Genomic DNA, 12494 nt, shown 5'->3' with positions numbered 1-12494 from the left:
GCTCGGAATAGCGAGAAATCTATTCTCTTGTATCGTTTGTGATAAAATTTTATCGATGCGTGCATGAAGTCCACCACTGTCATCGGTTTTCTTGGCTCGACACTCGATGCCGCGAAGTTTGGTCCGTCACGCTGGAACAAGTGGCGGCCCACGGTCAGCATCTGCATGCAGGAGGACCTGCGGGTGGATCGGTTTGTGTTGATCCACGGCAGCTATCACCGCCGCCTCGCCGAATTCGTAATGCAGGATATCCGCGACGTTTCACCCGAGACCGAGGTCGTCCCCCACGTCATGGATTTTGAAGACGCATGGGACTTCGAGGAGGTTTATGGAAAGCTGCTCGATTTCGCGCGTGAGTTCGATTTTGATCCGGACACGCAAGATTACCTGATCCACATCACCACCGGCACCCATGTGGCGCAAATCTGCCTCTTCCTGCTGACCGAGGCGCGCTATCTTCCGGGAAAACTGCTCCAAACACAGCCGCACAAGGGAGGGCCGCAGCCGATAGGCACCTGGGCCTCGATCGATCTCGACCTTTCCCGCTACGATTCCATCGCTAGCCGCTTTGCCGAAGCGAGCGCGGAAAGCACCAGCTTTCTCAAGAGCGGGATCGAAACCCGCAACGCGGCCTTCAACCGCATGATCGAGGAGATCGAACAGGTCGCTGTGCGCAGCCGCGCGCCGATCCTGCTGATGGGCCCGACCGGTGCCGGCAAGAGCCAGCTCGCGCGCAAGGTCTATGAGCTCAAGAAACTGCGCCACCAGGTCGAAGGGCCATTCGTGGAGGTCAACTGTGCGACGCTGAAGGGCGACAGCGCAATGTCCGCGCTGTTCGGCCACAAGAAAGGTGCCTTCACCGGTGCAGTGCAGGACCGGCCCGGCCTGCTCAAGGGCGCCGACAAGGGCCTCCTGTTCCTAGACGAGATTGGCGAACTGGGGCTTGACGAGCAGGCGATGATCCTGCGCGCGATCGAGGAGGGGCGCTTCCTTCCGGTTGGCGCAGATAGCGAGGCGAAAAGCGAGTTCCAGCTGATCGCCGGGACCAACCGCAACCTGATTGACGAAGTCGCAGCCGGGAATTTCCGCGAAGACCTGTTCGCACGGCTCAACCTCTGGACCTTTGCATTGCCCGGGCTCGCCGAGCGGCGCGAGGATATCGAACCCAATTTGGACTACGAGCTTGAACGCTTTGCCGAACGTGAAGGCACACGCGTTACATTCAACAAGGAGGCCCGGGACCGCTTTCTCGCCTTTGCCGAGAGTTCGTCCGCCCGCTGGCAAGGCAATTTCCGCGACCTCGCCGCCAGCGTAACCCGTATGGCGACACTGTGCCCCACCGGCAGGATCGACCGCGAGGCCGTGGATTTCGAAACCGGCCGCCTTGCACGGCTCTGGTCAGGGGGCAGCGCAGGTGAAGACAGGCTTGTCGGGATAATCGGTGCTGACCGCCTCGGGTCCATCGATCCCTTCGATCGGGTCCAGCTGGATTTCGTCGTGCAGGTTTGCCGCCAGTCAATCAGCCTCTCGGAGGCAGGACGCACCCTGTTCGCCGCCTCACGCGAGCAGCGAAAGTCCACGAACGATTCCGACCGCCTGCGCAAATACCTCGCCAGGTTCGAACTGGATTGGGCCGCGATTACCCATTGAGGCCGGGCTGCATGGTTTGATAGCTGCCTTGGCTTGGCCGGAGCCGATGCGAGGTAATTTGCAGGCCTCCCCCCTTGGCGCACCCGACAGGATTCGAACCTGTGGCCTCTGCCTTCGGAGGGCAGCGCTCTATCCAGCTGAGCTACGGGTGCCTTGGCCAGGCGGCTGGGTGCGAGCGCGGTTAGCAAGCGGGGCGGGGCGCGCCAAGCGTTATTCGCCCCCGATGCCCGACCTAAGCCCGCCCCGATGCCCGGCCTAAGCCCGGCCCGGCAGGTGACTGGCATCCCGGCCCGCTTAGCAATTTGGCAAGGCAGCCGCTGTATGGACCTGCGCATGAACATGCAGCCTACCTCCATGACGCAGCCGGGCGGCCGCACCCGGCTGGCCAATGCCTCGGCCAGTGCGCTGAGCCGGCAATGGGCCGCGCTGCAGGATGCGGCCCGCGTCGTGTCCGCACTCGCCGGGCTGGAGGCCGAGCGGCCCTCGCCCGAAATCCGCAATTTCCCCGCGCTCGTGCGCGATTGCGGCGCGTGGCGCCAGGCGATCGCGGAGGACGGCATTGCCGACCTTGCCGCCATGATGCAGCCCGGCATCACGGCTCTGCTGGGCGTGAATGCACGCGGCGCCGACGCCCGGCCCGCGGCGCTGGCCCTGCTGCGCGAGTTCAATGCCGCCCGCGCCAGCCTGCTTTCGCTGCTGCCACCAGCCGGTGACCTGGGCCCGCGCCGGTCGGCCTGAGCGCAATGACGCGTGGACCGGCCCTGAATTTTCCTGTTGCATCGCGTTCCGGTTTCGTTCCATTTATGGGCCATGCCGGAATCGCAGACACTCCCCAAATCGCCGCCCCAATCCGCTGCCGAGTCCGAGACCGGGCAGGAGATGGACGGATACCGCTCCGCCGCCGTGGCGCGGGGGATCTGCCGCCTGTTTGCGCGCAACGACATCTGGTGCCTCACCGAAATGCCGCTGCGCAACGGGCGGCGGGCGGACCTGATGGGCATCGATCCCAAGGGCCGCATCGTGATCGTGGAGATCAAGACGGCGCGCGGCGATCTGATGGGCGATGCCAAGTGGCCGGACTATCTCGATTATTGCGACCGTTTCTACTGGGGCCTGCCACCGGAACTGGACCGCGCCTGCCTGGAGGATGCCGGGTTCAAGCCCGAGTGCTGCGGCATCATCGTGGCGGACGAATACGATGCGGAGATCGTGCGGCCCGCGCCCAGCCACCCGCTCGCCGCGGCGCGCCGCAAGAAGGAAGCGGAGCGGCTGGCCCGCGTCGCCATGCGCCGGATCGCCGTGCAGGCAGACCCGCAATGCGCGCCGTGGGGCAACGAGGCGGGCTGAGCCCTATCGCATCCGGGCAACAGCGGCGCGCGAATACGTCTGCGCCCCGCCCTGTCCGATTGCGCGCCATGCGCAGCGCCTGCTAGGAGGCGGGCGATGGAGGGACTGCTTGCCATAGCGATTGCTGCGGCCGCGATGACGGCCATCGTGGCCGTGCGCTACCTGCTCACCAGTGGCCTGTTCGCCTTTGCCACCTCGCGCGCGCGGCCTGGCCTCTACCAGGGCCTGAACCCGCAGATCCGCCGCGAGATCGGCTGGTCGCTCGCCTCCGCTGCCATCTACGGCATCCCCGCCGGCATCGTGGCCTGGGGCTGGCAGCAGCATGGCTGGACACAGATCTACACCCAGTGGGACGCGATGCCGCTGTGGTACCTGCCGCTGTCCGTTTTCCTTTACATGTTTGCGCACGATACGTGGTTTTACTGGAGCCACCGCTTCATGCACCGGCCCAAGTGGTTCAAGATCGCGCACGCCGTGCATCATGCCAGCCGCCCGCCCACCGCCTGGGCTGCCATGAGCTTCCACCCGTGGGAAGCGCTGACCGGTGCGATTGTCGTGCCGCTGCTGGTATTCGTAATTCCGATCCATGTCGCCATGCTGGGCAGTGTGCTGGCCATCATGACGATCATGGGCGTCACAAACCACATGGGGTGGGACATGTTTCCCCGGTGGCTCGTTCATTCCCGGTTGGGAAGCTGGCTGATAACGGCCAGCCACCACCAGCGTCATCATGATGAGTACCTATGCAACTTCGGACTGTATTTTCGTTTCTGGGACCGGTTGTGCGGCACGGATCGCGGACTGTCCCGGCGCTGACGGTCGCTGCGTGCGCGCTGGCGCTGGGCGGCGCTGCGCCCGCGCCGGTCAAGCCTGCAGGCACTGACGTCACCGTGTCAGTGGTGGACATCCGCGCCGCCAAGGGCAGCGTGCGTGCGTGCCTGACGCCGGACCCGAAGGCCTTCCCGAAATGCGACGGTGATGACCGGGCGCAGGAACTGGCGGTGAGCGCCGATGGCAAGTCGGCCAAGCTGGTGTTCCGCAACGTCCGGCCCGGAACCTACGCCATTTCGCTGCTGCATGACGAGAACGACAACGGCAAGATCGACACCGCGCTCGGCATGATGCCCAAGGAAGGCTACGGCTTCTCACGCGATGCCAAGGTGTCGATGGGCCCGCCCAAGTTCCACAAGGCCGCCTTCGAAGTGGGCGAGAAGCCTGTCAGCCAGACGATCCGGGTGCGCTACTTCCTGTAACCCTGCCGCGTCGCCGTGACGCCACGCAGCAAACCAGCGCCGAAAGATGCGCCAAGGTTTAACGGTTAATTTACCATGCATCGTCACAACCGACTGGAGAACTCCAGGAAACGGGGGCTGTGGCCTTTTTATGGACAATTTGCGGGGCAATTTCGAACTGGGCGGCCAGGACGGCACGGATTACGATCCGTCCGAGGATGAGCGCGTCGACGCCACGCCGCCTGCCGTCATCGGAACCGACGAACGCCGCATGCAGGTGCGCGCCTACAATCACTGGGCCGGCCTGCTGGAAGATCGCGCCTTTCCCTCGATCGAGGACCTCGATCCGGAATCGCTCGACGATTTCGGGCCGCATAGCGTCCTGCTGGATTTCTCCGGCGGGGTCGAGAATCCCGGCATCTCCTATCTCGGCAGGGAACTGGCGAGCGAATGCGACGTCGATCCCGACGACCTGACCGCGCTGGACGATGTTCCCAGCCGCAGCCTGCTGAGCCGCATCACCGACCATTACATGCAGATCCTGGCCAACCAGGCCCCGATCGGCTTCGAGGCCGAATTCGTGAACCAGCGCGGCGCCACGATCCTGTATCGCGGCATCCTGCTGCCCTATTCCAGCGACGATGACACCATCGACTTTATCTATGGCGTCATCAACTGGAAGGAACTCGCCGACGCAGCGACGTCGGAAGAACTGCTGCTGGAAATCGACCAGGCGCTGGAAGACAGCCCGCTGCGCAAGAAGGGCGAGGACCTTTCCACCGACTGGGCCGACGGACCTGCCGCGCCAGTCGCAAACCATGCCGCGAACGATGCCGATGGCGAGCACGACATTGCTGCCGTCGATGAAGGTTTCGACGAAAGCGTCAGCCTGCCCGCCGCCGATGTTCCCGCAGCCACTCCTGAAGCCGAGGATGACGGCCTGCCCGCACCCAGCTTCGGCGCGACGCTGGGCCGGCTGACCGGTTCCGGCGATGACGGCGACGAGGACGATCTCGAGGACGAGGAAGAGGGCGACAGCTATTCCGGCATGGGACGCTTCGCATCGCTGGTGCGTCCGGCTGGCGGCGCCGATGCGCCGAAGAAAGCCTCTGCCATCCCGTCTGCTTACGAGCCGGGTGAAGATGCCTGGATCGACAGCGAAGAGGGCACTGCCCCCAATGACTTGGGCGCAGATGTGAGCGCTGATGAAGGTGCCGGCGAAGGCGCTTCCAAAGACGCTTACGACACTCCGGAAGCCGGCGCTGCGGATGAACCCGCGACGGGCGCGACCATTATCGAGCTTCCCGTTGCCAGCGAAGGCGACATGGAACTGGGCGACTGGCTCGCCGCCGCTCGCGAATGCGCCGCCGAAGCGCGCAGCAGCGAAGATCGCACGCGGAGCGCGCTGTATGAAGCCGTGGGTCGGGCCTACGATTTCTCGCTCGCCGCTGCCGAAGAACCGGAAGATTTTGCCGAGCTGGTGGCCGATAGTGGCCTGGCCGTGCAGGACCGCGCGCCGATGACGCCGGTCGTGAAACTGGTGTTCGGCGCGGATTACGACAAGACGCGCCTGACCGAATATGCCGCTGTCCTCTCCCACGCACACCGGCTGGAAATGCCGCGCGGCAAGCTGGCCGATTTCCTGCGCGAGGCCGATGGCGGCCTGAAGGGCGTGGTCCAGGCAGAACGTCGCCTGCGCCGCGAAGAGAGCGGCGAAACCGCCCTCACCGCGGACGAGGCACGCGAAGCACTGTTCGAACAGCTGCGCGCCATGCCGCCGCAGGGATTCGACGCGCTGGACGGCGAAGGCGAGGAATTTGCCTTGCTGATGGTTCGCCGCCTGGAAGATGGCCGCGTGGTATTGCTGGGCGAAGTGCCCGAGGATGCCGCGCTGGTAGAGCGCGCCGCTCGCAAGATCGCGGGCTGATCCGGCGCATTCCTTTTCCCGCGGAAGCGTGACAAATTTGCGCAAGCTCTGGATTGCCGCGGCCCGGCAGTGCTAGCGCCTGCCGCATGGTATTTTCCCCTAAAGCGCCCGTCCGCATTCAGCCCTATTTCGGCCATCGCAGCCGGGGCCGCCTGCTGCTGTCGGCGCGGGCGCTAAAATCGGGCTCCCCCAACTTCCGCAAGACCGGCGGCCGGCTGCAGGCCATCCGCACGATGCTGGCGCAATTCGCCTCGCGCGAGGCAGAAGGTGTCGAGGTCCGGCTGGAAATCGAACTGGCCGACGGACGCAGCGAGAGCTTTACCCGGGTGACCGACGCGGAAGGCTTCGTGCATTTCGACGTCACGCTCGACCCGGAACTGGCGATGCCGGATGCCACGATGTGGGATGTGGTGGCGCTTCACTGGACCAATGAGGACGGCCCGCAATGCGTGGAAGGCCACGTGCTGGCGCCGGCCGCCAACGCGCGGCTGGCTGTCATCTCCGACATCGATGACACGATCATAGAGACCGGCATCACCGGCGGTTTCCGCTCCATCGCGCGCAACTGGCGCCGCGTCGTGGCGCAATTGCCGGAGGACAGGATCGCCGTGCCGGGGGCCGACGCCTTCTACGGCGCGCTGGGCGGCGGCGCGGTGCTGCAGGACGGGGCAAGCTCTGCCAACAAGCATATCCCGGCCACCAACCGGCCGTTCTTCTACATTTCGTCCAGCCCGTGGAACCTCTATTCCTACCTCATCGCCTTCCAGCGGGCAAACAAGCTGCCGCTTGGTCCGCTGAAGTTGCGCGACTGGGGTTTCGACCGGGCGACGCTGGGCAAGAAGGGCCACGGCGCCCACAAGAGCGCCGCGATCCGCGAGATACTGGCGATGTATCCGGACTTGCGCTTCGCCCTGATCGGCGACGATACGCAAGGTGACCTACCCGCCTATGGCGAAGCCGTGCGCGCCTATCCCGGACGGATCGCCGCCATCTTCATGCGCAAGGCAGCGGGCGAGGTCCTGAATGCCGAGGAACAGACCGCCAAGGCGCTGATCGAGGCTGCCGGCGTGCCCATGTTCATGGGCGAAACCTGGGAAGAAGGTCAGAAATTCCTGAAAGCCGCGGGCGTATCCATGGGCGGTGAGACCGAGCAGATCGTGCGCCGCGTGGAAGGGCTGGTGGAATGAGCGAGACGAGGGGGCGGCGCGGCTGCATGAAAGGCGTGCTGGTGTCGCTGCTGTTGACGGGCGGCGCATTGTTCCTGGCCTATCGCTGGGCCGTGGGCGCGGGCTCTGTCGGCGCGCTCGACGGGATCGACAAGACCCTTGCAGGCGGACCCGATTACCTCGTCCACGAGGAAGCCTTCGGCGACCATCCGGCGCAGCGGCTCTATGTGTTCAGGCCTCAAGGTGCAGCGGCGGACGCGGCGCTCCCGGTGGTCATCTTCATCCATGGCGGCGGCTGGACCGCCGGAGATCCCGCCGATTACGGCTTCGCGGGGCGCAGGCTGGCCGAAATGGGCTATGTCGCGGTCATCCCGGGCTACCGCCTGAGCGAGGCGGGCATTTTTCCCGCCATGCTGGAAGACGGCGCCTCCACCGTGCGCTGGACGGTCGACAATATCGCCCGGTTCGGCGGCGATCCTGGCCGTATCTACGCCTCTGGCCATTCGGCCGGCGCCTATAACGCGGTCATGCTGGCGCTGGACCGGCAGTGGCTGGGCCGCGAAGGCCTGGGCGAGGATACGCTGAAAGGCATCATCGGGCTGGCCGGGCCGTATGATTTCCTCCCCTTCAACAGCGACGGCACGAAGCTGGTCTTCGGGCAGGAGGACGATCCGGAACGCACGCAGCCGGTCAATTTCGCACGGGCCGGCGCGCCGCCCATGCTCCTGCTGACCGGGACCGAAGATACGGTGGTGGAGCTGCGCAATTCCCGATCGCTGACCGATGCGCTGGAAGCGGCGGGCAGCCCGGTGCAACTGGTGAAGTTCGAAGGCATGGACCACGTGCAGATCCTGACGACCATCGCGCGGCCGTTCTCCTACCGTGACGAGCGCGTGCTGCGCGCCATGGCTGCTTTCCTGCCCGATCCGGCCAGCGCGGCCCCCACCCCGCAGGCCCCGGCAAGCGCGCGATCCGAGTAACGCTTCAGTTCCGGTTCAGCGCGAATCACGCTAGCGTGGCGCCATGACCCGTATATTTGCCCGTTTCCTGGCCGTTATCGCTGCATTCGGCATGGTGGCGCAGCCCGCCGCCGCACAAAGCATCCTGCGCGATGCGGAAACCGAACAGCTGCTGCAGGACATGATGGACCCGCTGGCCGAGGCCGCCGGGCTTGGCGCCGGATCGGTCGAGGTCGTGCTGATCAACGATGGCTCCATCAACGCCTTCGTGGCGGGCGGGCAGCGCGTCTACATCCATTCCGGCCTGATCGGCGCCGCCGACACGGCGAACGAGGTGCAGGGCGTGCTGGCGCACGAGCTGGGCCATATCACCGGCGGGCATATCCTGCGGTTCGAGGAAGGGATCGGCAACGCCACCAAGATCACGCTGCTGTCGCTGCTGGTCGGTATCGGGGCGGCGCTGGCCGGGTCGAGCGATGCGGCCGTCGGCGCCATGGCGCTGGGCCAGCAGGCCGCACAGCGCAGCTTCCTGTCCTTCAGCCGCGCGCAGGAATCCTCTGCCGATGCTGCGGGTGCCGAGTATCTCAGCAAGGCCGGCATTTCCGGCCGGGGCAGCCTGGCCTTCTTCGGCAAGCTGCAGAATTACGAGTTCCGCCGCGGTTACAGCCAGTCCGACGAGGCAGGCTTTGCCCGCACGCACCCGCTATCGGGCGACCGTATCGCCAATCTGCGCGCCGATTACGAGGCCGACCCGGCATGGGATACCCCGTCCGACCCGGTGCTGGAGCGCCGCTTCACGCAGGCCAAGGCCAAGCTGTTCGGATACCTCTCCCCGCCCGAGCGCACGCTGCAATTCTATCCTGAGAACGACCAGACCGTGCCCGCGCGCTATGCCCGCGCCTATGCCTATCACAAGGATGCCCGGCTCGACATGGCGCTGGCGGAAACCGATGCGCTGCTGCTGGACGATCCGGACAACGCCTATTTCCTGGAGCTGCGCGGCCAGGTCCTGCTGGAATCGGGCAAGCCGCTGGACGCGCTGCCGAACCTGCGGGAGGCGACCCGGATTTCCGGCCATCACCCGCTGATTGCCTCCACCTTCGCCCATGCCCTGATCGCCACCGAGGACGAGGCATATCTGCCCGAAGCCGAGCAGGTGCTGCGCGCCGCCGTGGGCCGCGACCGTGAGAACCCCTTCGCCTGGTACCAGCTGGGCATCGTCTATGGCCGGCAGGGCGACATGCCCCGCGCGCGCCTTGCCAGCGCCGAGTTCGCCATCCTGACGGGCAAGCCGACCGAGGCGCTGAGCCATGCCGAATATGCCGAGGCGAACCTGCCTTACGGCACGCCGGATTGGATCCGCGCGCAGGACGTGGCTCTGCAGGCGCGCGATCAGCTTGAACGGATGCGAGAGCGCCGATAGGGCAAGGCCATGCGCTGGCTCGCCACGATCCTTGTCTCCCTCCTCGCAGGCTTTGCGGGCGCGGGGCTGTGGCAGGTGAGCGGGCTGGGCGATACCGCCGTGCGCAGCGCCATCATGGCGCAACCCGAAATCGTCCCCGACGCGATCGAGCAGTGGCAGCGAGACGAGGCGGCCAAGCGCGTCGCGAAATACACCGAGCAGATCGAGACGCCCTGGCCCGGCGCGGTCCTGGGCAACCCCGAAGGCAGCGTGACACTGGTGGAGTTCAGCGATTACGGCTGCGGCTATTGCCGGCAGAGCGTTGCGGATGTGGAGGCGCTGATCGCCGCCAACCCGGACCTGCGCGTCGTCATCCGCGAGCTCCCCATCTTTGGCGAGAACAGCGAGGCCGCCGCCCGCATGGCGCTGGCCGCGGCGGAGCAGGGCAAGTACCGCGAGTTCCACCTCGCCATGTTCGAGGCGGGCCAGCCCGGCCCCGCCACCATCGCGGCCGCAGCACGCGCCGCAGGGCTCGACATGGCGCGGGCGGAGGCGGACATCGCCAGCGGCCGCTTCGATCCCCACCTGAAAGCAAACGCCTTCATGGCGAATGAGCTGGGCCTGCGCGGCACGCCCGGCTTCATCGTCGGCGATGCGCTGTTCGACGGGGCCGTTGGCGAGCAGCGGCTGGGCGAGGCCATTGTCAATGTACGCGATGCGGCAGGTGCAAGCTGAGCTGGCTGCGCAACTTCCTGGGCCTGAGGTCCGCAAGGGACGCGAAGCGGCGCGACGAGCGCGGCATCAATTCGCTGCCCTTCCGCCCCACGCCCTTCTTCGCGGACAAGAACCGCGCCTTCTGGCGCCTGCAGATGCTGGGCTGGGGCGGCGCCATGCTGCTGCGCGCGGTGACCAGCCTGGCCAATGGCCGCCCGCTCTCCTTCTACATCATCGTGCTGATTGCCACGCTGACCGGCTTTTTCATCAGCCTCGTGCTGTCCGTCATCTACAGCCGCCTGATCAACCAGAAGCCGCTGGTGACATGGGGCGTGACGGCGATCGTGCTGATGCTGGCCGTGGCGCTGTCCGCCACGATCAACGGCTGGACCGTCAGCCTGTACCAGGCGGGCAGCGAGACGAGCTTTGCGCAGCTGGTGCTGGGTGTGTTTTACCTCGACATGACGCTGCTGGGCGCATGGTCGGCGCTGTATTACGCTATCAATTTCTTCCTGCAGGTGGAACAGCAGGCTGACCGGTTGGAGCGGCTGGAGATGCAGGCCACCAGCGCGCAGCTGGCGATGCTGCGATACCAGCTGAACCCGCACTTCCTGTTCAACACATTGAATTCCATCAGTACGCTGGTGCTGACCCAGCAGACCGAGCCTGCCAATGCCATGCTGACGCGGCTTTCGGCCTTCCTGCGCCACACGCTCGTCACCCAGCCCGGTGGCCGCGTGACCATTGCGCAGGAGGTGGAGACGCTGAAGCTGTACCTGGCGATCGAACACATGCGGTTCGAGGAACGGCTGCGCACCCGCTTCCGCGTCGATCCTTCGGCAGAAAAGGGGTACATCCCCTCGCTGCTGCTGCAGCCGCTGGTGGAAAATGCCATCAAATACGCCGTCTCCCCGCAGGAGGAAGGCGCGGAGATCACGCTGACGGCCAAGCGCATGGGCGACCGGCTGATGCTGTCCGTCGCCGATACCGGCCCCGGCATGTCCCGCCGCGGCGAAGCACCCCGCCCCCAGCCCGGTTCACCCAGCCAGACCGTTTCCACCGGCGTCGGTCTGCCCAATATCCGCGATCGGCTCGCACAGGCGTATGGCACGGATCATCGCTTCGCCATTCACAGCCCGGAAGAAGGCGGCTTTATCGTGCGGATAGAGATTCCGTACGAAGAAGCGGAGGAAGAGGGCGCGCGCGAAATCGGCGCAGCCCAGAAACCTCCGCGCTTGCCGCGGGTTGAGGAAGAGAGCGCGCAAGGCAGCTTTGCGGGCATGCTGGGACAAAGACCATGACAATTCGCACCATTATCGTCGACGATGAGAAGCTCGCCCGGCAGGGGCTGGAATTGCGGCTCGAGAAATTCACCGACGTGGAGATCATCGCCACCTGCGCCAACGGCCGCGAAGCGATCCGCGCGATCAAGACGGAAAAGCCGGACCTCGTCTTCCTGGACGTGCAGATGCCGGGTTTCGACGGGTTTTCCGTGGTGAAAGGCGTGATGGAGCTGGATCCGCCGCTGTTTGTTTTCGTCACTGCCTTCGAGGAGCATGCGATCCGCGCCTTCGAGGCCAATGCCATCAATTACCTGATGAAGCCGGTCGATGGCGACAAGCTGGCCGATACGCTGGAACGCGTGCGCCAGCGCCTGGCTGAGAAGAAGTCCGCCGACGAGGCCGACAAGCTGAAAGACGTGCTGGCCGAAGTCGCCCCCGAAAAGGTCGATACGTTCGAATCCGGCGAGGACGACGCAGCCGGCCGTTACGAGAAGCTGCTGAACGTGAAGGACCGCGGCCAGATCTTTCGCGTCGATGTCGAGACGATCGAGCATATCGAGGCGGCGGGCGATTACATGTGCATCTACACCGGCGACAATTCGCTGATCCTGCGCGAGACGATGAAGGACCTGGAGCGCCGCCTGGACCCCAAGACCTTCCAGCGCGTGCACCGCTCCACCATCGTCAACCTCGACCAGGTGCGGCAGGTGAAGCCGCATACCAATGGCGAATGCTTCCTGGTGCTGGATAGCGGGGCGGAGGTGAAGGTTTCGCGCAGCTACCGCGATGTGGTCGCGCGGTTTGTGCACTAATT

The 12494-nt window shown here is 65.4% G+C and carries 12 protein-coding genes and 1 tRNA gene; 12 read left to right on the top strand and 1 reads right to left on the bottom strand.

What is annotated here, in order from left to right:
• Positions 1-63 precede the first annotated feature (63 nt).
• Positions 64-1650 carry an RNA repair transcriptional activator RtcR gene (rtcR, locus tag A6F65_RS02500; protein WP_067785606.1) on the top strand — a complete coding sequence of 529 codons (1587 nt, stop codon included), beginning with the start codon at positions 64-66 and terminating at the stop codon, positions 1648-1650.
• A 75-nt stretch (positions 1651-1725) separates the two neighbouring features.
• Here rtcR and A6F65_RS02495 read toward each other — a convergent pair.
• Positions 1726-1802 (bottom strand) — tRNA-Arg (locus A6F65_RS02495).
• Positions 1803-1983: 181 nt separating this feature from the next.
• Between A6F65_RS02495 and A6F65_RS02490 the strand changes: the two genes are divergently transcribed.
• The 11 genes from A6F65_RS02490 to A6F65_RS02435 all read left to right on the top strand — a co-directional run bounded on the left by A6F65_RS02490 (position 1984) and on the right by A6F65_RS02435 (position 12492).
• Positions 1984-2388 (top strand): hypothetical protein, encoded by a 405-nt coding sequence (locus A6F65_RS02490; RefSeq protein ID WP_067789803.1) that lies wholly within the window; start codon positions 1984-1986, stop codon positions 2386-2388.
• A 141-nt stretch (positions 2389-2529) separates the two neighbouring features.
• The gene (locus A6F65_RS02485) at positions 2530-2997 is read left to right on the top strand and encodes an MmcB family DNA repair protein (RefSeq protein ID WP_067789800.1); all 468 of its coding nucleotides are present in this window, start codon (positions 2530-2532) and stop codon (positions 2995-2997) included.
• 96 nt (positions 2998-3093) lie between these two features.
• Entirely contained in the window at positions 3094-3813 is a 720-nt protein-coding gene (locus A6F65_RS02480) for a sterol desaturase family protein (protein WP_067785603.1), read from the top strand.
• Positions 3780-4250, top strand: a complete 471-nt coding sequence (locus A6F65_RS02475) for a DUF2141 domain-containing protein (protein ID WP_237164861.1) — start codon at positions 3780-3782, stop codon at positions 4248-4250. The genes A6F65_RS02480 and A6F65_RS02475 overlap by 34 nt, the downstream gene beginning before the upstream one ends.
• Positions 4251-4380: 130 nt before the next feature.
• Positions 4381-6156 (top strand): PAS domain-containing protein, encoded by a 1776-nt coding sequence (locus A6F65_RS13235; RefSeq protein ID WP_067785601.1) that lies wholly within the window; start codon positions 4381-4383, stop codon positions 6154-6156.
• Positions 6157-6242: 86 nt separating this feature from the next.
• Positions 6243-7343 carry a phosphatase domain-containing protein gene (locus A6F65_RS02465; RefSeq protein WP_067785598.1) on the top strand — a complete coding sequence of 367 codons (1101 nt, stop codon included), beginning with the start codon at positions 6243-6245 and terminating at the stop codon, positions 7341-7343.
• On the top strand, positions 7340-8302 hold the full coding sequence (locus A6F65_RS02460) for an alpha/beta hydrolase (protein WP_083989162.1): 963 nt from the start codon (positions 7340-7342) through the stop codon (positions 8300-8302). The genes A6F65_RS02465 and A6F65_RS02460 overlap by 4 nt, the downstream gene beginning before the upstream one ends.
• A gap of 43 nt (positions 8303-8345) precedes the next feature.
• Positions 8346-9704, top strand: coding sequence for a M48 family metalloprotease (locus A6F65_RS02455; RefSeq protein WP_067785595.1), 1359 nt, complete (start codon positions 8346-8348; stop codon positions 9702-9704).
• 9 nt (positions 9705-9713) lie between these two features.
• Positions 9714-10418: a DsbA family protein gene (locus A6F65_RS02450; RefSeq protein WP_067785592.1), complete on the top strand. Its 705-nt coding sequence runs from the start codon at positions 9714-9716 to the stop codon at positions 10416-10418.
• A 65-nt stretch (positions 10419-10483) separates the two neighbouring features.
• Positions 10484-11698 carry a sensor histidine kinase gene (locus A6F65_RS02440; RefSeq protein ID WP_067785587.1) on the top strand — a complete coding sequence of 405 codons (1215 nt, stop codon included), beginning with the start codon at positions 10484-10486 and terminating at the stop codon, positions 11696-11698.
• Entirely contained in the window at positions 11695-12492 is a 798-nt protein-coding gene (locus A6F65_RS02435) for a LytR/AlgR family response regulator transcription factor (RefSeq protein ID WP_067785584.1), read from the top strand. Before A6F65_RS02440 ends, A6F65_RS02435 begins: the two co-directional genes overlap by 4 nt.
• The last annotated feature ends 2 nt before the right edge of the window (positions 12493-12494 follow it).

Source organism: Paraurantiacibacter namhicola, from assembly GCF_001687545.1.
In the GTDB taxonomy this organism is placed as follows: domain Bacteria; phylum Pseudomonadota; class Alphaproteobacteria; order Sphingomonadales; family Sphingomonadaceae; genus Paraurantiacibacter; species Paraurantiacibacter namhicola.
The sequence above is the reverse complement of the archived record's forward strand: the minus strand, read 5'-3'. Positions and strand labels throughout refer to the sequence as shown.

What these genes read in the sequence shown, in the direction of transcription:
- A6F65_RS02435 (WP_067785584.1), top strand. Translation starts at nt 11,695, where the DNA reads ATGACAATTCGCACCATTATCGTCGACGATGAGAAGCTCGCCCGGCAG.
- rtcR (WP_067785606.1), top strand. Translation starts at nt 64, where the DNA reads ATGAAGTCCACCACTGTCATCGGTTTTCTTGGCTCGACACTCGATGCC.
- A6F65_RS02465 (WP_067785598.1), top strand. Translation starts at nt 6,243, where the DNA reads ATGGTATTTTCCCCTAAAGCGCCCGTCCGCATTCAGCCCTATTTCGGC.
- A6F65_RS13235 (WP_067785601.1), top strand. Translation starts at nt 4,381, where the DNA reads ATGGACAATTTGCGGGGCAATTTCGAACTGGGCGGCCAGGACGGCACG.
- A6F65_RS02460 (WP_083989162.1), top strand. Translation starts at nt 7,340, where the DNA reads ATGAGCGAGACGAGGGGGCGGCGCGGCTGCATGAAAGGCGTGCTGGTG.
- A6F65_RS02455 (WP_067785595.1), top strand. Translation starts at nt 8,346, where the DNA reads ATGACCCGTATATTTGCCCGTTTCCTGGCCGTTATCGCTGCATTCGGC.
- A6F65_RS02480 (WP_067785603.1), top strand. Translation starts at nt 3,094, where the DNA reads ATGGAGGGACTGCTTGCCATAGCGATTGCTGCGGCCGCGATGACGGCC.
- A6F65_RS02485 (WP_067789800.1), top strand. Translation starts at nt 2,530, where the DNA reads ATGGACGGATACCGCTCCGCCGCCGTGGCGCGGGGGATCTGCCGCCTG.
- A6F65_RS02490 (WP_067789803.1), top strand. Translation starts at nt 1,984, where the DNA reads ATGAACATGCAGCCTACCTCCATGACGCAGCCGGGCGGCCGCACCCGG.
- A6F65_RS02450 (WP_067785592.1), top strand. Translation starts at nt 9,714, where the DNA reads ATGCGCTGGCTCGCCACGATCCTTGTCTCCCTCCTCGCAGGCTTTGCG.